Origin of the sequence: Bradyrhizobium sp. CCGUVB4N (assembly GCF_024199945.1) — a bacterium.
Taxonomy (GTDB): domain Bacteria; phylum Pseudomonadota; class Alphaproteobacteria; order Rhizobiales; family Xanthobacteraceae; genus Bradyrhizobium.
On the sequence record NZ_JANADP010000001.1, the window covers coordinates 6,513,378 to 6,535,013 of the forward strand.

The window sequence follows — 21,636 nt, forward strand, 5'->3', positions numbered from 1 at the left end:
GGCAACGGAACCGCTTGACTCATTTGTGACATCGGGAGTTGTGCTGAACGACTGACGATTGACAGAGATCGCCTTGGCTTTTCGTGCCAGTGCAATGGCGCGAAAAGCAAAGTGCCGGCGCTACTTGCCCTTCCAGTTGGGCGTGCGCTTGTTGAGGAAAGCGTCCATGCCCTCGCGGAAATCCTCGCTCATATAGGCCTTGAGGATCAGGTCCTCGCCCTGCTCGCGCGACAGCGTGGGGCGGATGCGGCGTACCGCTTCCTTGGTCGTTTCGAGCGTCAGCGGAGCGTGGCTTGCGACGAGCTTTGCCGTCTCGTCAGCGCGGCGCTGCAGGGTCTCGACATCAGGCACGATTTCGGTGAGCAGGCCGAGCGACAGCGCTTCCTGCGCCTCGACCAGCCGCGCCCTGAAGATGAGATCCTTGGTGCGGGCGGGACCCACCAGCGAAACGACGCGGCTGATGTTGGACATCGACAGGCAATTGCCGAGCGTGCGCGCGATCGGGAAACCCATGCGCGTCGTCTCGGTGCCGATGCGCAGATCGCAGCATGCGGCGATGCCGGCGCCGCCCCCGGTGCAGGCGCCGGCGATGGCCGCGATCACGGGGACGCGGCACTGCTCGAGCGTGCCGAGCACACGGTCGATCCGCGCCTCGTAGTCGAGCGCATCCTGTGCCGTCTTGAACGCGCGGAACTGCGAGATGTCGGTGCCGGAGGCGAACGCCTTGTCGCCGGCGCCGGTGAGGATCAGCGCCTTGATCGAACGATCGGCGTTGATCTCCAGGCAGATCTCCGCCATGCGGTCATACATGGCGAAGGTCATGGCGTTGCGCGCCTGCGGGCGGTTGAAGGTGATCCGCGCGATGCCGTCCGTGACGGAGTAGAGCAGGTCTTCGTTGGTCGTCGTCGGTGCGTTCATCGCGCTATCACCTTCCAAGTTAGTTCAGGCCACCTGAGCCTTGGTCATCGGCACCGCGTCGCGTCCCTTCAGGACGTCCATGGCCGCCAGCACGCCACCGCTCCGGTGCGGAATCTTTGCAAGATCCAGGCCCATCTCGACGCCGGCGAGCGTGCCCATCAGCATCAGATCGTTGAAATGACCGATATGGCCGATGCGGAACACCTTGCCCTTGACCTTGTTCAGGCCGGTGCCGAGCGACATGTCGAAGTTTTCCAGCACCACCTTGCGGAAGGCGTCGGCATCGTGTCCGTCAGGCACGCGCACGCCGGTCAGCGCCGGCGAATGCGCGGCCGGATCGACGCACTGCGTCTCCAGGCCCCAGACCTTGGCCGCAGCACGCGTCGCGGCGCTGTGGCGCTTGTGGCGGGACCAGACGTTCTCGAGCCCTTCCTCTTCCAGCATCTTCACCGCTTCACGCAGGCCGTAGAGCAGATTGGTCGCGGGCGTGTAGGGGAAGGTGCCGAGCTTGTTGAAGGTGATGACTTCCTGCCAGTCCCAATAGGAGCGCATGCCGGGGTTGGCCTTCGCCACCGCGAGCGCCTTCTCCGAGACGGCATTGAAGCTGAGACCCGGCGGCAGCATCAGGCCCTTCTGCGAGCCGGCGACCGACACGTCGATGCCCCAGGCGTCGTGCTCGTATTCCATCGAGCCGAGGCCGGAGATGGTGTCGACCATCAAGAGCGCCGGATGCTTGACGCGGTCGAGCAGCTTGCGCACGTCGAGCGGCGGCGTCACGCAGCCGGTCGAGGTCTCGTTGTGGACGACGCAGACCGCCTTGATCGCGTGCTGCTTGTCGGCGACGAGGCGCTTCTCGATCTCGGCGAGGTCGGCGCCATGGCGCCAGTCGCTCGGAATGAAGTCGACGTCGATCTTGAATTTTTCGGCAATGCCGCGCCACAGCACGGCGAACTGGCCGGTCTCGCACATCAGCACCTTGTCGCCGGGGGCGAACACGTTGACCATGGCCGCTTCCCAGGCGCCGGTGCCGGACGAGGGGAAGATGATCACGGGCTGCTTGGTGCGGAATACCCGCTGCATCGAGGCCAGGACCGCGAAACCGAGCTCGGCGAACTCCGGACCGCGATGGTCCAGCGTCGGCATGTCCATCGCCCGCAGCACGCGGTCGGGCACGTTGGTCGGTCCTGGAATCTGGAGAAAATGCCTTCCAGTATGCACGGTCATAGGCGTCCTTCCCGGTCTAGCCTTGTTTTGATGGCCGCCGAATAGCACCATTTGACCGGCTTGTCCCCTCTCCAAAGGGCTGCTCCCATGCATAAGCGGGGCCCCTCCGCCGCCCCTACTCCGCGGCCACCACGTTGCCGGACGGCAGGCGCCCTTCGGCCTCGGTAAACGGCCGTTCCGGGTGCATCAGGAAGGCCGAGACACCGCCGAGCAGCAGCAGCCCCATCGACATCAGGAACGGCAGGTACCAGTTTCCGGTCGCGTCGATCACGAAGCCCGCGACCAGCGGCGAGACGATGGCCGCAAAGGCCGAGCCGGTGTTCATCAGCCCCGACGCGGTCCCCGAATATTTCGGGGCGATGTCCATCGGGATCGACCACATCGGGCCGATCACCAGTTCGGCACAGAAAAAACCGGCCGACAGGCACAGCGCCACGATCGTGATGTCGTGGACGAACAGGATCGGGAACAGCGAGAGCAGCGCTCCCGCAAACCCCGCAGCGGTGACGCTGAGCCGCGCCAGGCGGACATTGCCGGTGCGATCGAGGATTTTGTCCGAGATCACGCCGCCGACGCTGTCGCCGATCACGCCGGCGAAGAAGACCCCGGAGGCGAACAGCGCCGAGTTCTTGATGTCGAGATTGTAGTTGTTCTTGAAGAACAGCGGCAGCCAGTTGAGATAGAGCCACAGGCACCAGCCGTAGCAGAAATATGTCAGCGTCACAGGCCACATCCGCCCCAACAGCGGGCCCCAGGGCACGCGGGGTCGCTCGCCGGTCGGGCGCGGCGGCAGCGCGGCAAGCTCCGCTTCCGTGATGGAAGCGTGTTCTTTCGGCTCGTTGCGGAAGTACCAGACCCAGATCACGCCCCAGACCAGGCTGACGAGGCCGAGCACGACGAAGGCGCCGCGCCAAGTCAGCCAGAGGATCAGGAGCGCCACCACCGGCGGCGTCACGGCATTGCCGAGCCGGGCAAAGGAATGAGTGAGGCCTTGCGCAAAGCCGCGGCGATTGGCCGGCGTCCAGTATTGCATCGCGCGCGTCGCGGTCGGGAACGTCGCGCCCTCGCCGAAGCCGAGCGCGAAGCGGGCGACGAACAGCGCCGTGAGCCCGTTGACGAAGCCGGTCGAGATGGTCGCGACCGCCCAGATCATGCCGCACCAGAACAGCGTCTTGCGCGGCCCGAACCGATCGCCGACCCAGCCGCCGATCACCTGGAACAGCAGATAGGGATAGGCGAAGGCCGAGAAGACGAGGCCGAGCTGGGTATTCGAGAGCGCGAGCTCCTTCTGGATCTCGCTCGCAGCGGTGCCGATGTTCACCCGATCGACATAGGTGATGAAATACATCGCGCAGAGCATCGCCAGCACGACATGCGTGGCCTTGAACCGAATTCCCATCTCCACCCCTCCTGATCGTTCTTATGATTGGCCTTGCGTGTCCCTGCGCAATTCTAGGTGCTGACCACTTTCAGATGCGGCGATGCATTGCCCTGCGGGCGCTGCTCCAGCAGCTTCATCGCGACGTCGACGCCGCCGGAGCGGTGCGGCACGCCGGCGACCGACAGGCCCATCTCGACACCGGTGAGCGCGCCGAGCAGCGTCAGCGCATTGCATTCGCCGAGATGGCCGATGCGGAAGACCTTTCCGGCGACCTTGGAGAGGCCCGAGCCGAGCGACATGTTGTAATTCTCGAGCACGATCTTGCGGAACTGGTCGGCATCATGTCCCGGCGGCATCAGCACCGCGGTCAGCACCGGTGAGAATTCCGACGGCTCCTGGCAGAGCACTTCGAGGCCCCAATGATTGACGGCGGCGCGCGTCGCGGCCGCAAGCCTCTCGTGTCGTGCGAACACGTTGTCGAGCCCCTCTTCGAGCAGCATCGCGATCGCTTCGCGCAGGCCGTAGAGCAAATTGGTCGCCGGCGTGTAGGGGAAGAAGCCGTTGGCGTTGGGCTTGAGCATCTCCTCCCAGTCGAAATAGGAGCGCGGCGTCTTGTTGGTCCTCGCCGCCGCGCGCGCCTTCTCCGAGATCGCGTTGAAGCCGAGACCGGGCGGCAGCATAAAGCCCTTCTGCGAGCAACTGACGCTGACGTCGACCTTCCACTCGTCGTGGCGATAGTCGACCGAGCCGAGCGAGGAGATGGTGTCGACCATCAACAGCGCCGGATGCGCGGCGCGGTCGATCGCGGCGCGGATCTCGGCGATGCGACTGGTGGCACCGGTCGAGGTCTCGTTGTGCACGACCATCACGGCCTTGATCGCGTGCGTCTTGTCCTCGGTGAGTTTTGCTTCGACCATGGCCGGGTCGGCGCCGCGACGCCAGTCGCCGGGCACGAAATCGACCTCGATGCCGAAGCGCCCGGCCATCTGCCGCCACAGCGTGGCGAAATGGCCGGTCTCGACCATCAGCACCTTGTCGCCGGGCGAGAGCGTGTTGACGATCGCGGCCTCCCAGGCGCCGGTGCCTGATGAGGGGAAGATGATGACCGGCCCCTTGGTCTGGAAGATCTTCTGGCTGCCTTCGAGCACGGCGCAGCCGAGTGCGCCGAATTCGGCGCTGCGGTGGTCGATGACCGGCATGTCCATGGCGCGCAGGACGCGCTCGGGGACCGGGCTCGGACCCGGAATCTGAAGGAAATGGTGTCCCTGATGCATGAAAACCTCCCTGGCAACGGATTTTGGCCTGCTCGATCGCCATTTTGCATTCATTTTTTGTCATTTCAATCGAAATTTGGTATTTGATTGCGGGCGTCGACGCGGTTAATCGAGCAAACTATTGTGCTGCAAATGAAATCCACGATTCCCGACACCGGGGTCCCGATCGCCCCACCCGCCACGAATGGCGGCGACCGCGAGGCGGCCTCGCTCCATGGCGAGATCCTACTGCGGCTGCGCGACTACGTCGTGGAAGGCAACATTCCCGACGGCGCCCGCGTTCCCGAGCGTCAGCTCTGCGAGATGCTCGGCATCTCCCGGACACCCTTGCGCGAAGCGCTGAAGGTGCTCGCGGCCGAGGGCCTGATCGAGCTGCTGCCCAACCGCGGCGCCCGCATCCGCCAGCTCAGCCAGCGCGACCTGGAGGAGCTGTTCGACGTGATGGCCGGACTTGAGAGTCTGGCCGGGCGCCTTGCCTGCGAGGCGATTACGGACGAGGAAATCACCGCGATCGAGCAGCTGCATTACGAAATGTACGGCCACTATCTGCATCGCGACATGCACGGCTATTTCCAGGCCAACCAGCGCATCCACGAGAGCATCGTCGCAGCCGCGCGCAATGAGACGCTGAAGACCGCTTACGCCAATTTCGCCGGACGCATCCGCCGCGTCCGCTACTCCGCAAACTTCGCCCGCAAGCGGCAGCGCTGGGCGGAGGCGATGCGCGAGCACGAGGCGATCCTGGACGCCCTGCGCCGGCGCGCCGGCAGCGAGCTCAGTGACATCCTGTTCCAGCACCTGCGCAACAAGCGCGTGGCGGCGATCGAACACCTGGCCGAGCCCGAAGCCGACGCACCGGCCGCGCCTTAACAGGCAGCAGGCTTGCTCATTTTGAATTCATAATATATTCGATCAGAAACAAGAATGCATGCCCGGCTTAGCCAACGGCCGCGCTGGATCGCTCCAGGACCAGGGATGACAAACGCCTCCTCGCTCGAACGGCGCCTGCGCGCGGACATGACCGGCGACGTCCTGTTCGACGGCTTCAGCCGCGGCCGCTACGCCACCGATGCCTCGTTCTACCAGATCGTGCCATCCGGCGTCGTGGTCCCCAAGACCATGGACGAGGCGCTGCGGGCCCTGGCGATCGCCCGGGATGAGGGCGTGAAGGTGACCCCGCGCGGCGGCGGCACCTCGCAATGCGGCCAGACCGTCAATGACGGCCTCGTGGTCGACCTCTCGAAGCACCTCAACGAGATCCTGTCGCTCGACGTCGCGGGCCGGACCTGCGTGGTCGAGCCCGGCATCGTGCTGGACGACCTCAACCGCCAGCTCAGGAAGCACGGCCTCTGGTTTCCGGTCGACGTCTCCACGGCCTCGCGCGCCACCATCGGCGGCATGGCCGGCAACAATTCCTGCGGCGGCCGCTCGCTGCGCTACGGCACCATGCGCGACAACACCCTGTCGCTGGAGGCTTCGCTCGCCGACGGCACGCTGAGCCGATTTGGCGAGGTCTCGCGCGATCTCTCCGACCTCGATGCCGGCGACGGCATGCGCGCGCTGTTCCGCGACATGCTCGATCTCGGCACCCGCGAGGCCGACGAGATCGCGGCGCGCTTTCCCAAGGTGCAGCGCCGCGTCGGCGGCTACAATCTCGATGCGCTGACGCCGCGCAATGCGCGCAACAACATGGCGCATCTCCTGGTCGGCTCGGAAGGCACGCTGGCCTTCACCACCAAGGTCGAGCTGAAGCTGTGGCCCGTCATCCGCAACAAGGCGCTCGGCGTCTGCCATTTCGGCAGCTTCTACGAGGCGATGGATGCGGCCCAGCATTTGGTCAAGCTCAAGCCGATCGCGGTCGAGCTGGTCGACCGCACCATGATCGCGCTCGGCCGCGATATCGCGATGTTCAAGCCGATCATCAATGCCGCGATCAAGGGCGACCCGGACGCCGTGCTGGTCGTCGAGTTCGCCGAGGAAGACCAGGCCGACAATCTCGCACGCCTCAAGCAGCTCGGCGAGCTGATGGGCGATCTCGGCTTCGGTTGGAACAACGACACCCGCAAATGGGGTGGCGTCGTCGAGATATCAGAGCCCGCACTTCAAAGCGGCATCGCCGATTTCCGCGCTGCCGGCCTCAACGTCATGATGTCGATGAAGCAGGAGGGCAAGCCGGTCTCCTTCGTCGAGGATTGCGCCGTGCCGCTGCCGCATCTCGCCGACTACACTCAGCGCCTGAACGAGGTGTTTGCCAGGCACGGCACCAGCGGCACGATGTATGCGCACGCCTCCGAAGGCTGCCTGCATGTGCGCCCCGTGCTGAACCTCAAGCTCGACAAGGACGTCAAGGCGATGCGCGCCATCGCCGAGGAGGCCTTTGCGCTGGTGCGCGAGTACAAGGGCTCGCATTCCGGCGAGCACGGCGACGGCCTGGTGCGTTCCGAATTCCACGAGACCATGTTCGGCGAGCGTCTCGTCGCCGACTTCAGGGAGGTGAAGCACCGCTTCGATCCCGACGGCGTCCTCAATCCCGGCAAGATCGTCGATGCGCCGAAGATGGACGACCGCTCGCTGTTCCGCTTCAAGCCGGACTATCGCGTCGCAGACCTCAAGACGAAGCTCGACTGGTCGGCTTATCCCGGCGCCGGCGGCGGTTTCCAGGGCGCGGTCGAAATGTGCAACAACAACGGCGCCTGTCGCAAGCTCGAGGGCGGCGTGATGTGCCCGTCCTATCGCGCCACGCGCAACGAGAAGGACGTCACGCGCGGGCGCGCCAACACGCTGCGGCTCGCGATCTCAGGCCAGCTCGGCCCCGATGCGCTGTCCTCCGACGAGATGATGGAGACACTGAAGCTTTGCGTCTCCTGCAAGGCTTGCCGCCATGAATGCCCGACCGGCGTCGACATGGCCAAGATGAAGATCGAGGTGCTGGCCGCGCGCGCAACCTCCCACGGCCTGACGCTGCGCGATCGCCTGGTCGGCTATCTCCCGCGCTATGCCGGCCTCGCCTCGCGTTTTGCTCCGCTCGCCAATTTGCGTAACCACAGCCCGGTGCTGCGAAAGCTGTTCGAGCGCTTTGCCGGCATCAGCGCGCGCCGCGCCCTCCCCGCCTTCCGCAGTGACGTCTTCGTGCCGCCGGCAGAAGCGGTCGGCCCGGCGGACGGACGCGAAGTCGTGCTCTTCGCCGACACTTTCAATCGCATCTACGAGCGCGAAAATCTCGAAGCCGCGTTGCGCGTGCTGACGGCCGGTGGCTATCGCGTGCATCTGCCAAAACCTGCGAGCGGCAACCGGCCGCTGTGCTGCGGCCGCACCTTCCTTTCCGCCGGTCTCGTCGACGAAGCCAGGTCCGAGCTCGATCGTCTCGTCGCCGCCTTCGCGCCCTTTGCCGCGCGCGGCGTGCCGATCGTCGGCCTGGAGCCGAGCTGCCTCCTGACGCTGCGCGACGAGCTCGCCTCGCTGCGCAAGGACGATGACGCCAAGGCGGTCAGCGCGCATGCGCTGACCTTCGAGGAATTCCTGGTGCGCGAGGCCGAGGCCGGCCGGCTGCAACTGCCGCTCGGCACCGTCGCCGACAAGGCGGTGGTCCACGGCCATTGCCATCAAAAATCATTCGGCGCGTTCAAGCCGGTCGAGCAGGTGCTGCGGCTCGTCCCGGGCCTTGAGGTCAAAACCATCGAGTCGAGCTGCTGCGGCATGGCGGGCGCTTTCGGTTACGGCGCCGACACCTATGATGCCTCGATCGAGATGGCCGAGCTGTCGCTGCTGCCCGCGGTACGGACGGCTGATCAGGCCACGCTGGTCGTCGCCGACGGCACCTCCTGCCGCCACCAGATCCACGACGGCGCGCAACGCGAGGCGCTGCACGTCGCCCGCGTGCTGGCGATGAGCCTCGATCGCGCCACAACCAATTCCACTTCAACCGCTGTAAAGGAACCCAGCCATGGCTGATCTCACGCTCGACACCGCCCGCAAAATCCTCGACGCCGCATTCGCGAAGGCGACCGAGCTGAAGCTCAAGCCGCTCGTCGTCACCGTCCTCGACGCCCGCGGCGTGCTCAAGATCGCCGCCGCGCAGGACGGCACCAGCCTGATGCGCGCCGAGATCGCCCACGGCAAAGCCTATGGCGCACTCGCCATGGGCCTGGGCTCGCGGGCGCTGTTTCAGCGGGCGCAGGAGCAGCCCTATTTCATCGACGCCATGAACACGATCGCAAAAGGCGCGCTGGTGCCGGTCCCCGGCGGCGTGCTGATCATCGACGGCACGACGCTCCTCGGCGCTGTCGGCATCTCTGGCGACACCTCTGACAATGACGAGGCTTGCGCGATGGCCGGCATTCAGGCGGCGGGGCTAAAGGCCAGCGCTGGATAGTACTCGTTCCTGATGCTGCCCCCGAGCTGGGTGAGCCCAGCGGCGCAATGCCGCTGACTTGTCTCAACCGTCTGAGATTCATGTCCAAAGCGCGCGGCCGCACCGACGATATCGCATCATCGAACTTGCTCAAAGTAGCGTGAGTCTAATGACTGCGGGTTCGGCTGCGTCAGGAAATATTCGCCGTCACTGGGGGCGAGGCAACCTTCCCAAGATGGCGACACGAATGCTCAGACTTTCGTACCTCAGCATTTTGCCTCCTCAACGCCGCGAGCGAGCGCATCTCTCACTACGTTTGCTGATTCTTCAAGCCTTTGTAGGAGCGTGTTCAGCTTCGCGGTCGTTGCCTCCTCCAGGTGAAGGTTTTGAGGAGTTAAGGTCGTCCGTATCAGTTGATCGAGCGGCAATGAGTCAATTCTTAAGCTCGTCGGAGAACCCTTATCGCATTCAAACGATGACTCAGGAATCAAATTACCGTCCGGGGTAAGCCTACACGATAGCGTCAAGCTGGATAAAATTGCTTCTTCTAGTAACCCGGCTGGAATTTCAATCATTGCGACAACGGTACCCGTCCCAACAACTCTGTATCCAAACTGGTATAGATAGCACGACGCGCAAACCTCGCGCAGATAAGCGCGTTCGACGAAGGGTTCAATTGCTTGTGGAACGGAAAGAGCCAATACCGAGAACTCCGTCAGCCAATAAGTTGGGCGCCCCAAGGAATACCTAATTTATCGGTATCTGAAAAGTAGTTCTATGTGTCTCGCCTCTTTCCGGAGGCTAGATGCCCAAAACGGTTACCTCGCCTATTCAAAAAAAGCTCGCCACAATGTTGGTTGAGCTGAGAAGGGGTGCAGGTCTCCGGCAGGTCGATCTCGCCAATAAGCTCGGGGTGTACCAGTCTTGGGTAACCCACATGGAATCCGGACAACGTCGAATTGACGTTGTGGAACTGATCGAGCTGGGACGAGCAATTGGGTTCGATCCGGCCGAGATCGTACGGAAACTCAACAAGCGCTAGGCGTGGTCTGAAGCCACTTTTCGGTGATGACGCCGCAGGTTAGCCCTTAACAAACCTTCCCATACTCTGGCTCGATTTCAACTTTTCTCGCTGCCGATCCTGGCTCCTCTAGCGCGTTATCCCGCGCTTGATAGCCGACGATCACGATATGCCCTCCCGCCAACGCAAGCACGTGCCCTCGCGCTAGCACCAAACCGGCTGCCAAGGCACCGGCGCGAAGTCGTGAGGTCGCTAGATCACGGCAAAGCGGCCGCTGTACGACATCAGCATCCACCGGTGCACGCGGCTAACTTTGTCAGTATCCACCTGGTGAAGGCCCCCGGCCTCCAGCTGCCCATCATTCCCGTCTCGAACGCCAAGGCTGCTGACATGAAGTTGTCAGCAGCCAGCGAATAAGATTCCCGTCGCGGGATCGATGGGAGTTCATGCCGCGACACATATCGGTGCGGCCGGTCGCAATCCACATCCGCACGTCCCACGCAACGGGGATCACCTTAGGCGTCCATCTGCCAGCGCCGCGACCGCGGCCTTCAGTGTCGCTACATCGACCGCACCCGTGATCCGCATCCGGGGCCCGGCCGCAAACTCGATCTCAATCGTCCCGCTGCCAGCCGGCCCGACTGAACCGGGCGCCCCCGGGTCCGGGACTATCCTCGCTGGCACGACCCCGATTCGTCGCCCGGTCGCCTCCTTAGGCTCGAGGCGAAAAAACTGCCGCCATCGTAGCAACAATGAGCGCGAAATATCGCCCCGCCGACGCGGTCACCTGGCGAGGTCCCTGTAAGCTCTCTCCATGACGATCCTTGAGCTTCTCATCCTAGGACCAGCGCCGCCGCCGACCCGTGTCCACCACCTCAAGCCGTTCGAGTTGGGCACTGCGCCTATCACTGTCCATAAGGACGGTTCTCAACAACACGCCTCATTCGGCAAGGCGGCGTTCGCCGGACGGATATTTTGGTCACCGAACTTCGCGTTCCGATATTCGAGCCCGGTGCGAACCGAGATGTCTGCAGCGGCGCGGGACAGTTCGCCCCCTTAAAGCATGCCCGGCATATTCCGCGCGTAGAGAACCTGCTTTCTCCCTAGATACTAGCTTACAGTATAGCCGGGGCGCACCGACCGCCTGAAATAAATCCTCGAGCCGTTGTCAAGACAGAACTGCGACTCGAACAGCATTGCGCGAGCGGTGCACCTTTTTCGTGCCGAAGCGCCCAATCAAGATCGCCCGCGCCGACTTTCCAGCTCCAGTCAGTCAGCTGGCGACCATTCCGTCCTGCCGCAGAGCCTCCAATCCCCGCGCATGAGACGCGAAAAACTCCCCGGAGGCATTCGGGTCGAACTCCCGAAGGAGTTCGTCCCTGTCGATCCCATGATTTGCTACAGCCATCTTCGAGATAGTCCGATTAATCTCCCGCCGTTCAGTACTACTCAATCTGAGCTCAACGATCGTGTTCCGAATGACGGATCATCGTTGACGCGCAAGCCGCCAATCTCGGCAAAGTTCGTCCTCCCCCCTGCACCATCGACCACAAAATGACGACGTTCGCTAAATTCATCCGAAAACCGCTCACCGATGATCCGTCCGACCAGGCACCGACCATCTAGCTCAGGGGCGAAAATCGGGTAGTTGCTGGCCGGCCTCTCGATGCTCGATCCAGTGGGCTCGCGGTGCATGGTCCTGATGACGTCGCCGCGCTCATGCAAGCGCCTGATCTTTGATTCAAGCGCGGCACGAGCCGCCAGCGGCCGGGGAGCCCTGTTCGGCAAGTCCCATCTGTTCAAGGGTCCGCGGCCGTCCAGTTCGTGCCGTACGCCGAGACGAATTCCTTTGAGGCAGCGCCGCAAGGCTAAGGCGCCCATCGGTCGCATCCCGGACAATGGCCGCTAGCGCGCAGAAGCCAAGGGAAGTGCAGCCGTGCTGCGATAGCAAGATCTTGGTCTTGGTCATCCCTGCCTCTCAGCACCACGTGACTATGTGAATGCCGCGTGAAGTAATCGGCTGCGCCCCAATCGAGCTTGGCACCAAAATCCGGTTCCATCTGACGCACGACTCAGCGAATAGACCGCTTCATATCTGACCGTTCTGCGCCGTCCTCAGGCGCGACGATGAAGCGGAACTGGTGGCGGTCCCCCGCCTTGCGCTCGGTGAAAGCCTTAGCGTCGGCGCGGTCCGCCTCAGCATCGCGCAGCCCACCTAGCGCCCCCTCGCGCGTGACACTGTCGCATTGAACGTAACGCAAATGCGCTCGAACTGTGCCTCTCTCGTCCGACTTGATACGGACGATGCGTTCCCTGATCACGACACGCACTGGCCGCTCGCGCGCCCGCATCGCGCAAGCGTCGTTCCGTAGGTATGACAGCGGGCCGATCTTACCGCCCGAGAATGACGAGCCTCGTCGCGAGCTCGGCGCGGCCTTCTGAGCCACCTGCCGAACGCGTCTCAATTAGCTTGCCGTTTTTCTGGCTCGACGATTGCCAAGCTTGCCGAGCTTTACGTCAATTCGTCGTCGGTCGCATCCATGGTGAGCGCCCACATCAAGAATGCCGCCGATATGTAGGACCAATGGCAACGCGGCAATACGCAGACGCAATCGACAAAGGAAACCTTCGCTATACGTTTGGTTTGGCGACATCGCAAGGCCTGACGGCGCTAAATCTGGGATGTGCAGACAACGGCTTCGGCGCTCTGTATCGCCAATGGTTTTATCTTGCAGGTTTAATCGGGCGTGTTGGTTGTTTGCTCTGGCCCATTCTCGCTTCCTCTCTCTGCTGTGACAAGGTCCTTGCATCTACGCCGCGCAGCCTCGCCGAGCACGAGAGTCCCGGTGCGCCGTGCAGGTTTCCGCGCTCGTCGACGGGGATAAATACGCTGCAACAAGGCAGCCGGTAACCGTCGCGGCGCATCTTTCCATCGGTCTGACGGAGCCACATCACAGGCACTTCGGCGTGGTCCAGTCGCTCCTTCCGGAGCGTGGCCACACGCAAGATAACGTGCGTTCCGTCGTCGTGGATCTGCACCAGGTCTCATCCGCTCGTCGCGGAGCTCCGTGTTCAAAACGTCGCGTTCATCAGCTCAATCGGTCTCCCAAATCTGCCCCTGCGACCTCACGCGAGGGGCGCGAGCAGCCTGCGTTCCTTGACGGCGGCGCGGGCGCTGACGTCCGCTTTTGCAGCATCGGGATCGCCGCAATAGAATGTGCCATCGACCCACATCGCGTGCATGATCACGGCGAGCTTGCGCGCCACCGCCACGGTTGCCTTGCGGTGCGAGCTGCGCTTGGCGAGCGCCAGACCCCAGCTCCTGACCTTGTCTTTCTTCTTGTAGCGGGTCAGAAGCGCGCTCGCCGCCTCGTACAGCGCGCGGCGCACGTCGCCGTCGCCGGCCTTGCTGATCCGGCCCTGGATGTCGATCGAGGAGCCGGACTGCCAGCGCCGCGAGGTCAGGCCAAAATAGGCGGCGACGTCGCGCGAGCGCCTAAACCGGGAAGGATCGTCAATCGCGGTCATGAAGCTCAGCGCCGCGATCGGACCAACGCCCGGAATCTGCATGAAGCGCCGGCACAGCGCGTGACCGGCGACCAGCTTCACCACCAGATTGTGCAGCCGGCAGTACTCCTTCCACAGCGCCGCGCGCGCGTTCAGCATGGCGTCGATCAGCTCGCTGACTAGCGCATCCTCTGCCACCGCATCGCGCACCGCTTGCGCAAAACCGCCCCGCCCGACCCGGTTCAGGCGGATGCCAAACGCCTTCAGCGAGTGCCGGACCGCATTCTCGAGGTCCAGAAACTTGCGCTTCAGATTGCGCCGGTGCGTCAACAAAAGCCGCAGCCGGTAGCAGGCTTCGCTCTTGATATGAGCCCGCCGGAACCAGCCGGTGCGCATGATGTGGGCGATGCCGAGCGCATCCGTCTTGTCGGTCTTGTTGCGCTGCGCCTTGAGCGCCGCGCGGACGTGCTGGGTCTCCAGACAGACCGCCGGCAAGCCGAGTTTGACGAGCTCCGGATGCAGCCAGGGCGACAGCGCACCGGCCTCATGACCGAGCCGCCGTAAGCGGCCGAGATACGGTCTGAGCGCCGCCTTGATCGCCTCCGGATCGGTCACGACCGCGGTTTGCAGGGCCACCTCCCCCTTGTCGTCGACCACGCAAATCGCGCTCTCATCCATGCCGACATCCAGTCCACAGAACCATTCCATCGCACGCCTCCCGCGTTGCTGAGGCGGCGCAGTGTGCGGTTTATTCGGCCGCTGAGCCACGTCAGCAGCGGCAAGTCCCGGCGCAGACCGATTACGGGCGGCACTCCGAATTTTCGCATTTTCGCCCCTCGCTCTCCCACCCGTTCACGCTTCCTCTCTCTGCTGTGATGGGACCTTTGCAAGCACACCATGAAGCGTCGCCAACAGCAAAATACTGGGCGGGACGTCCGCATTTTAGGGAGCTGACGCCTAGCAAAAATATGAAAAATCTAACCGCTTAACGGGCGCCCTCCTTCGAACTCCGCGGATTGGTGCAGATTCCTGCGTCGGTAAGGTGATTTTCTGTCTCGAACGAGAAAAAACGTCGAGCGCCTTCAAACTTCACGTGAAAATCTACTCAGTGGGAATGCGACTCTTCGATGGAAACGGGGCGCTTCGAGCCCTGATCGTGGTCGGACCGACGGCGCATTCTTCGCCGGGCCGGGCATCGACCTTGATGCGACAGGTTGCCTGCGCTAGCCAGCTCGGCGCCAAGTGGCGCTGAGCTGGCAACGGCGGGTTGCCCTCTAGGACATCGAAACTGAGCAGCCCAACGGTCAGCTCCATGCGAAGTCCGGCCGAATTGACTGCGGAAGCGTGAGCGCTTCGCCCCGGAGGGACCACTTCCGTGAACAAGTCCGCTTGAATCAGACGCTCTTCGAGCCAGATTCCAGCCTCCGCGCTGGCCTCGATTTCGGGAAGCGGCGCGTCCTGTCGCTCCGCCGACGGCCCCGTTTCGACCCAGATCAGGCGCAGTTCGGTCTTTGGATTGACCGATGATTGAGCCTTCTTGCGCAGCATGTCCTCGAAATTCGCGCAGACGATTTCGACGTTTGGCGGCAAGCTCGATCAGGTGAAACTCAAACGACCGCCCGGTGTAGCGCGGTCCATTTCCGGCCCTTAGAGTGGGGTGCCGTGCGGACTCTCCTTGTCAGCACGACGGCTGGAAAGGCACGTTCCAAACGGTGGGTTTGCTATCGCGCAGTGGAAGTGTCCTAGGCTCGCGACGCGAAAATCGAACAGATCCGCGAAGATCCATTTGGCCTCCGGAACCGCCTTGCGGCCAACCTCGACATAGGAAGGATTGCGCTCGATACAGACGATTTCTGGCTGCGCGTCGCCCCGCTCGCGGGCATATTGCGCTCGACAAAACACGTGAAAAGCAAGCGCCCCAATTCCCGCACAGAGGGTCGATCGTCCGCCCGCCGCTGGCGTCGATCGCGAAGTCTCGCGCAAGCCCTGTCGGCGTAAAAACGCCCCCGACGCTCCATTAATGCTGTTTGCACCCTCGTGCCAATGATCGAGAACGAACCTCCCCTCCTCGTATTTGAGAACGTCTTTTTTCAGCAATTCCTCGGCCTAAGCATGGGCTCTGGCTTCCGCTTTCGTCAATTTTGCCATCGTGACTTCTCGCTTTCGGACCCTCGAAAGGGCGTCTGACAGTCTGCGCGGCGTGCGTGGCCACCGCCATGCCGCCTGCCCGTCGGCGAGACCGGGGTTTCGGGGGCAAGACCTTGTTTTGGCGCCCCCGCGAGGAGCGCGTATCCGACGGTGCGCAACGCGGTTGCGCTGAGCAGCAGAGCTGCGACGCGCGACCGACTTGTCGCAACGGAGGGCAAAAGAAGGTCTTGCAGGTGAGGGGCAGCGCCAACCAAGCCCCTCACTGAGCGAGAAATGTCCTGAAGACCTCCTCCCAATGAAGCTCACGGTCGCTGTGGTACGGCGCTCCAGAAGCACACAGATCGAGAACCGTTCCGTCTCCGATTGCCTACGCTGGGAACGCGCCATCGGGCGGAAAAATTCGTCCTGGTTACGAGCGACAGCGATCCAAAGCTGGCATCCTAGACACAAGATAAGGGCTCCCGAACGATGCGCGGGAGCCGAAAATATTGAGCTAGCTACTTCTCGGGATTCCAAATCAAGAGGAAGCCGCCTTCGTCGCCCAAACCAACAGCTTGGCCGAGGTTGGCGTAGAGCTTGCGGGAGCCAAGCTCTGGTGCAGCGACCGACAGGCTGACGTAGTCTTTGCCGCTGCTCTCGCCGCGTCGGATCCAGCCGGCTCCGATCTCGACGCCCTGGGTGATGACACGGAAATCTGGCTGGGTATCGGCCGATTTGTCGCGGTTGAGCACGATGTCGATATCGGCACGGGTGGACAAGGTTTTGAGCTGCCCTCTGAAGCCGCCGTTATCATTGCGAGTGACGACTCCGATTGCAGTCATTGTCTGTCTCCTTCATTGCCGCAGGGCAGATCCCCTGCGATGGCGAGACCGCTATGGCGGCCGGGACCGCAGCCGAACCCTTGGGGCGAAGCACAGCGGCGCACCCGAGTGAGCGCTTTTTGGGAGCGCAGCGCCGCGAGGAGCCGTCATGCCGGCGGGGAAAAAGCAGCGTGCGAGGGTTTCGGACGGCGCGACAGCTGCCATAGGTCGTAGCGTCATGAGCAGGGAATCGTGTCTTACGGAACTGAAGAGCAAAATGTGCGGCAGAGCGCGTCACTTCGCGGAAATTGGCGCGATGTGCATCTCGATACTGATCAATACGACGATCGCTAAGAGGCAAGCAAAGAGACTAAAATCGAAGCGATCCGGGCTCCTTCATCATCACACCGTGCAGCGAGGCTCACGGCCGGAAACGCCGCTGCTGACGCAGCGAGGTACGTCAAAAGGCTCAATAACGCGAAGATGATCGATTTGACGAAATAGCGATCAGCCTGATCGAGATGACGCCGGTACTCCGACCTGGGCGCATGATGCGGCAATTTTGCTTGTCTTGGAGTTGCTTAATCCGTTGAATGATGTTTGCTCTGCTTCATGACGATCGATAGCTCCGCAGCCCAACCAAGTAGCGATAGCGATTCGCTTGTTGCCACATCTCGGCATTGCACGCGCTTGCCTCGCTATCCCGCAAACGCTGCTTGGCCAGCTGAGATGCGAATTGACATGCTCGCTGCCTATCTCGATTTCCGGAGTGTGAACGAACTCCTGCGCGCCATCTCCAAGGGACTTGCGCCAGCGCCGACGAGCTGCCGAATCCGGGGCCGATCGCGGGAGCCAATTTGGTCTAAGGTGGTCGTAGACGACTATGTCGCGCGGGCCTGCGCTATCCGGCAGAAGCGGCCGTCAACCGATCTGGCAGTGCTGGTATGAGGCCCCCGAAGACTGCTTCAAAATTACCTCGGTATTGCAGAAGGAAGCCCTTAAAGAGCGGCCGATGGGCCTACTTTTTCGAGCCTCCGAGTTGGGCCCGTGAACAGGGATGTCATGTGAAGGCGGAGCCTCTCGGCGAGGATTACGCCGCGGCCGTCGAACGCGCGGAGTACATTCTCTTGCCGGCTTTCGACAGCTGGCGTTCTCGTGGCCTTACGGACTTGGTGCCCCTCGGCATCACGCCCGGATCATTTGACTGGCTCGCCGGCGTGTTCAAGGCTCATCAGAAATTTAGGGAAATCGACCACAAAACCCGACGTCTTTATGAGCAAGGCTTGGCACTGTTCTCCGATCACCTGTTGAAAGATGGCACACGCGCGGGGTCGAAGCAGATTGACGACTTTACGAAAGGTTTCGTCGACGCCGTCTATGCGAAGCTACTCATTGTCGAAGAACAAGGTGCCGACGGAAACGTCGTCCGACGTGAACGCCGCCGCTTCGCCAATGCCGCGATGACGGCGTGTCGTCGCGCCTGGTTCGTCGGTCAGCGGGCAGAAGAAAAGAGAGTGCCCGCCGTCAACCCATTCTCAAAGATGGGCCTGAAAACGCGCGCGCCAGGACAGCCGATACGCGAGACACCCACTGCGACGTGGGACGAACTCGTCGCATTTCGTGTCAAGGCGAGCGAACTTGGCTATCGATCTGTGGCGACGGCAGCACTTGTCGCGTGGGAGTGGCTCCAGCGAGAAGAGCACGTATTCGGTGCTTTCGAGATCAGGCACTATCGACCGAAGGAGCGCCCAAATAGTGTGCGCATCGTCCATCCCAAGAATGGCGAAGAAGCTTGGTGGCCACTTTTCGACGAGAATGGCGAGACTTTGTTTCCCGAATTGATGACCGAACTCGACGAGATCAAACAGGTCTACGTTTCAGGGCTCGTCTTTCGACGCGACCATAAGCACCGGAGATCACCTAACCCGCTGCCATGGATCACCGCTAGACGGGATCTTCGCTACCTGCGAGGTGTCGTGAAAAAGGTAGTTCGCGCGGCCGGTCTACGAGAAGAGCTTTCATTCACCTCGTTTCGACACGGCGGCTTTACCGAAGGGGCAGATAGCGACCTCACAGATTCTGAGCTGCGAACCGCAAGCCGACACCGCTCATTGCGACAGCTGCCGACTTATGCGAAGCGTACTCGGAAACAGTTAATCTCAGGCACCAAAAAGCGGCGAGAGGAAAGAACGAAGGTGACCAGTCCATCAGACGCCAGTCTACTGGAATGACGGCTGGTGGCACAAATCGCTGTTCTACGGTTAGTGCAGCGTCACCTTCTTCGTATTCATTATTGACCCGACAATTTCGCGGTTCACTTACTCATAAAATGGGGCGATATACCGCACAGTTTCATCACGACTTCCTCTGTTTGCTGGCGGTGGACGAGAGAAGACGAAAAGGCCCGCCAGGAGCCCGTTGCAGCTCAACGATTGGATGCGGTCCCGGGCTTTTTGGAAGGCGATTATTCCTGCACTGAAAAAGTCAAACCGCGATGGCCCGCTGCACCTCAGCATCATGTCACGTTGGATGATGTAGCTGGCGGCGGGAGACCGCGTTCAGCAGCAAGAGCCGGGAAGGTCAGCCAACGATCGCCGGAAGACTGACGATCGGTTCATCGCTCAATGGCGCGATGGTTTCCAGCGCCATGTAGCGAGCGCGCTGGACGGCCCAGTCGTCGTTTGCTCGAGCAAGATCGCACCAATGAGGCGAACGATGGTGTCTTCATTGGGGAAGATGCCGACAACCTCGGTCCGGTGCTTGATTTCGCCGTTGAGGCGCTCGATCGGATTGGTCCAGTGCAGATTGGTTCGGTGCTACGGGGAACGTCATTTAAGCGAGCACACCGGTCTCGGCCTCGTCCGGGAAACCGGTAAGCTTGGCCAGCATGGAGACCTTGCGTTATTGGGCGCGAGCGGCTTCGCCATCGTCCTGTGCAAACGTGGTGGCGATGAAGGCCGAGACGATCCGGCGGCCGCATTTCCGGCATGGGCCAAGAGCATTGCGTATGAGGGGCACGCGGCAGCGTTGCCGGCTCGCGTTGAGCACCTTGGCGACGGTGGCCCTGATTCCCCCATGGGCGTCGGAGACGACCAACTTGACGCAGTGGCTAGAACTTCCCGCCGGCCATCGCTGTTATAAACCGACTGCGACGATCACCGCGACCGACACGACGCGGCCCTGCTCGCGCACCTTCACATAGTTGGCGTCGATGCACCGATGCGGCCAGTCGTCCTCGTTCCGCCGGGCGAGTAACGCTTCACTTTGCCGTCGATCTCTGCGCAGAGCCGACTCACTTCGCTCGTGCAGACACCGATCATGCCCATCGCCTGCACAACGTCGTCCACCGAGCGGATCAAAACGCCCAGCACATAGGCTTCCTAGACCACGGTGGTAAGCGCCTTCTCGGCCACCCGGCGCGGCTCGAGGAAACCGTCAAAGCAGGAGCCCTTTCACAGCTTGGGGTGCGAACCTCGACCGTGCCTACCCGAGTCTCCAAGGTCCAGTGCGCTAGCCGTTGAGCTGAGCCAAATGCCTGGCTTCCTTCGCGCCGTAGGCTGCACCGGTTTGGCCTGCGGCTTCCATCTCCATCAGCCGCTGGGCACCAGCTCATCATCTCGCGCAAGAGGTCGGCAGCCGATAACCACCGCAAAGCCGCTCGCCGCTACGGCGCTTTTGGAGGCGCGCGGTCGGGCGGCTTTACTCTACCGAGCTAGACCAGCACAGTGGACACGACAAGTTGGTACCATTCTGTTTGAACCATCAAACAGTCTACTGTTTGACCAGATCAAGTTCAAGATGCAACCCTCATCATAAGGCCTTCGTGCGGTATAGGGCTGGATGAGGGCATCGCGTCGGGAAACTGAGCCGCAACAGCAGGGCGCCTAGTTTGCAAGATTGCACAAAGTAGCCCCAAATCCCACGTCAAGAATGCCCCCTTAAGTCGGCCAACGTTCCAACAACAGGATGCTTCGCTGCAGCCTCAATATGCGATGAGTGACAAAATTATGGGATTTCGCATTGAATCGCCAGCAGAAGCAGCTGACTCTCTGTTAGCGGCACTAGAGGCAGCAAGCCCCCGAATATAAGCTAATTACCTCGCGGATGGAGCCACCGCCTGCTCAAGCAATAGCCGTGCCTAGAGGTAGGTCCAGCTTGACTATTATCTCCCCGGCCACAAAGGCCTGCGCTTCTCACTGAATGCTTTCATCCCCTCTTTCGCGTCCTCGGTCATTGCGAGCAGTGCGATCTGGCATTCGGTGTAGGCGATGCTCTCGTCGAACGACATCGAGGCGATGGCGCGCATGGCGTATTTGCCGCGGCGGATTGCGGTCGGGGATTTGTCGACGACGCGGCCGATCAGCCAGTTGACCTTGGCGTCGAGTTCGGCTGTCGGCACGACGTAGTTGAGCAGGCCCGCAGCTTGCGCGGCTTTCGCATCGAACGGCTCGCCGGTGAGCGCCCATTCGTTGACGAGGCGTCGCGGTGCGATCTCCTGCAACAGGCTCAGCACCTGCATCGGGAACACACCGACCTTCACCTCCGGCAGGCCGAAGATGACATGATCGGCCGCGACCGCCATGTCGGTCATGCAAAGCAGGCCCATGCCGCCAGCCATGCAGACGCCGCCGACGCGGGCGATCGCAGGCTTCGTCGCGTTCTGCGACAGACGCAGCAGATCGGCATAATCGACGTTCGGCCTGGAATGATCCATCGCGAAGGCCGCACCGGAGTTCTGCAGATCGGCGCCGGCGCAAAACGCCTTGTCGCCCGCGCCGGTCAGCACGATGACGCGGACGTCCTTGTCGTCATGCGCATCGCGATAGCCGCGGGTGATGCCCGCGATCACGTCGCCGTTCAGCGCGTTGCGCTTCTCCGGCCGGTTGATGGTGATCCAGAACGCCTGCCCGCGCTTCTCGGTGATGACGCCTGTGGTGTCGGTCATGACGCAGCTTCCTTGCTTCCGGTTTGCAGCCATTTGCGGCAGCTCGGGCGCGCGGTGCAAGGGCAAT

General features: G+C 62.2%; 19 protein-coding genes and 1 pseudogene. 5 read left to right on the forward strand and 15 right to left on the reverse strand.

All coding sequences use genetic code 11. From position 1 onward, the window contains the following. Nucleotides 1-120: 120 nt before the first annotated feature. The 4 genes from NLM31_RS30220 to NLM31_RS30235 form a co-directional block, all read right to left on the reverse strand. Nucleotides 121-918 carry an enoyl-CoA hydratase/isomerase family protein gene (locus NLM31_RS30220; RefSeq protein ID WP_254132776.1) on the reverse strand — a complete coding sequence of 266 codons (798 nt, stop codon included), beginning with the start codon at nucleotides 916-918 and terminating at the stop codon, nucleotides 121-123. Between the two features lie 24 nt (nucleotides 919-942). Next, a complete protein-coding gene (locus NLM31_RS30225; protein ID WP_254194662.1) occupies nucleotides 943-2,142 on the reverse strand; it encodes an alanine--glyoxylate aminotransferase family protein in 1,200 nt (399 codons plus the stop codon). A gap of 115 nt (nucleotides 2,143-2,257) precedes the next feature. Then, nucleotides 2,258-3,541, reverse strand: a complete 1,284-nt coding sequence (locus tag NLM31_RS30230; protein ID WP_254194663.1) for an MFS transporter — start codon at nucleotides 3,539-3,541, stop codon at nucleotides 2,258-2,260. A gap of 53 nt (nucleotides 3,542-3,594) precedes the next feature. Then, on the reverse strand, nucleotides 3,595-4,797 hold the full coding sequence (locus NLM31_RS30235) for an alanine--glyoxylate aminotransferase family protein (RefSeq protein ID WP_254194664.1): 1,203 nt from the start codon (nucleotides 4,795-4,797) through the stop codon (nucleotides 3,595-3,597). A 132-nt stretch (nucleotides 4,798-4,929) separates the two neighbouring features. Between NLM31_RS30235 and NLM31_RS30240 the strand changes: the two genes are divergently transcribed. The 4 genes from NLM31_RS30240 to NLM31_RS30255 all read left to right on the forward strand — a co-directional run bounded on the left by NLM31_RS30240 (nucleotide 4,930) and on the right by NLM31_RS30255 (nucleotide 10,190). Further along, the gene (locus NLM31_RS30240) at nucleotides 4,930-5,667 is read left to right on the forward strand and encodes a GntR family transcriptional regulator (protein WP_254194665.1); all 738 of its coding nucleotides are present in this window, start codon (nucleotides 4,930-4,932) and stop codon (nucleotides 5,665-5,667) included. Between the two features lie 105 nt (nucleotides 5,668-5,772). Next, nucleotides 5,773-8,748 (forward strand): FAD-binding and (Fe-S)-binding domain-containing protein, encoded by a 2,976-nt coding sequence (locus NLM31_RS30245; RefSeq protein WP_254194666.1) that lies wholly within the window; start codon nucleotides 5,773-5,775, stop codon nucleotides 8,746-8,748. Then, entirely contained in the window at nucleotides 8,741-9,169 is a 429-nt protein-coding gene (locus NLM31_RS30250; protein ID WP_254194667.1) for a heme-binding protein, read from the forward strand. The genes NLM31_RS30245 and NLM31_RS30250 overlap by 8 nt, the downstream gene beginning before the upstream one ends. Before the next feature lie 784 nt (nucleotides 9,170-9,953). Then, nucleotides 9,954-10,190: a helix-turn-helix domain-containing protein gene (locus NLM31_RS30255; RefSeq protein ID WP_254194668.1), complete on the forward strand. Its 237-nt coding sequence runs from the start codon at nucleotides 9,954-9,956 to the stop codon at nucleotides 10,188-10,190. A gap of 1,252 nt (nucleotides 10,191-11,442) precedes the next feature. On the opposite strand, the gene NLM31_RS43460 is transcribed toward NLM31_RS30255, so the two are convergent. The 7 genes from NLM31_RS43460 to NLM31_RS30280 all read right to left on the reverse strand — a co-directional run bounded on the left by NLM31_RS43460 (nucleotide 11,443) and on the right by NLM31_RS30280 (nucleotide 16,645). Further along, complete coding sequence (locus NLM31_RS43460; RefSeq protein ID WP_375167556.1) at nucleotides 11,443-11,649, reverse strand: DUF3363 domain-containing protein; 207 nt, start codon at nucleotides 11,647-11,649, stop codon at nucleotides 11,443-11,445. Then, nucleotides 11,619-12,059 (reverse strand): DUF3363 domain-containing protein, encoded by a 441-nt coding sequence (locus NLM31_RS43465; protein WP_375167509.1) that lies wholly within the window; start codon nucleotides 12,057-12,059, stop codon nucleotides 11,619-11,621. The genes NLM31_RS43460 and NLM31_RS43465 overlap by 31 nt, the downstream gene beginning before the upstream one ends. 182 nt (nucleotides 12,060-12,241) lie before the next feature. Further along, nucleotides 12,242-12,499 carry a hypothetical protein gene (locus tag NLM31_RS30260; protein ID WP_254194669.1) on the reverse strand — a complete coding sequence of 86 codons (258 nt, stop codon included), beginning with the start codon at nucleotides 12,497-12,499 and terminating at the stop codon, nucleotides 12,242-12,244. A gap of 796 nt (nucleotides 12,500-13,295) precedes the next feature. Next, the gene (locus NLM31_RS30265) at nucleotides 13,296-14,384 is read right to left on the reverse strand and encodes an IS110 family transposase (protein ID WP_254194670.1); all 1,089 of its coding nucleotides are present in this window, start codon (nucleotides 14,382-14,384) and stop codon (nucleotides 13,296-13,298) included. A gap of 393 nt (nucleotides 14,385-14,777) precedes the next feature. Continuing rightward, entirely contained in the window at nucleotides 14,778-15,224 is a 447-nt protein-coding gene (locus tag NLM31_RS30270; RefSeq protein ID WP_254194671.1) for a hypothetical protein, read from the reverse strand. Nucleotides 15,225-15,323: 99 nt separating this feature from the next. Further along, entirely contained in the window at nucleotides 15,324-15,773 is a 450-nt protein-coding gene (locus NLM31_RS30275) for a hypothetical protein (RefSeq protein WP_254194672.1), read from the reverse strand. Nucleotides 15,774-16,321: 548 nt separating this feature from the next. Beyond that, nucleotides 16,322-16,645 (reverse strand): DUF736 family protein, encoded by a 324-nt coding sequence (locus NLM31_RS30280; RefSeq protein WP_254194673.1) that lies wholly within the window; start codon nucleotides 16,643-16,645, stop codon nucleotides 16,322-16,324. Nucleotides 16,646-17,688: 1,043 nt separating this feature from the next. On the opposite strand from NLM31_RS30280, the gene NLM31_RS30285 reads away from it, so the two are divergent. Next, complete coding sequence (locus NLM31_RS30285; protein WP_254194674.1) at nucleotides 17,689-18,855, forward strand: hypothetical protein; 1,167 nt, start codon at nucleotides 17,689-17,691, stop codon at nucleotides 18,853-18,855. Between the two features lie 390 nt (nucleotides 18,856-19,245). Here the strand turns inward: NLM31_RS30285 and NLM31_RS43470 are convergent, their stop codons facing one another. The 4 genes and pseudogenes from NLM31_RS43470 to NLM31_RS30295 all read right to left on the reverse strand — a co-directional run bounded on the left by NLM31_RS43470 (nucleotide 19,246) and on the right by NLM31_RS30295 (nucleotide 21,569). Beyond that, on the reverse strand, nucleotides 19,246-19,428 hold the full coding sequence (locus NLM31_RS43470; RefSeq protein ID WP_375167557.1) for a transposase: 183 nt from the start codon (nucleotides 19,426-19,428) through the stop codon (nucleotides 19,246-19,248). A gap of 97 nt (nucleotides 19,429-19,525) precedes the next feature. Further along, a pseudogene (locus NLM31_RS43475) lies at nucleotides 19,526-19,822 on the reverse strand (transposase). Then, nucleotides 19,819-19,995, reverse strand: a complete 177-nt coding sequence (locus tag NLM31_RS43480) for a hypothetical protein (RefSeq protein WP_375167510.1) — start codon at nucleotides 19,993-19,995, stop codon at nucleotides 19,819-19,821. Before NLM31_RS43480 ends, NLM31_RS43475 begins: the two are co-directional and overlap by 4 nt. A gap of 791 nt (nucleotides 19,996-20,786) precedes the next feature. Next, nucleotides 20,787-21,569, reverse strand: coding sequence for an enoyl-CoA hydratase/isomerase family protein (locus NLM31_RS30295; RefSeq protein ID WP_254194675.1), 783 nt, complete (start codon nucleotides 21,567-21,569; stop codon nucleotides 20,787-20,789). Between the last annotated feature and the right edge of the window lie 67 nt (nucleotides 21,570-21,636).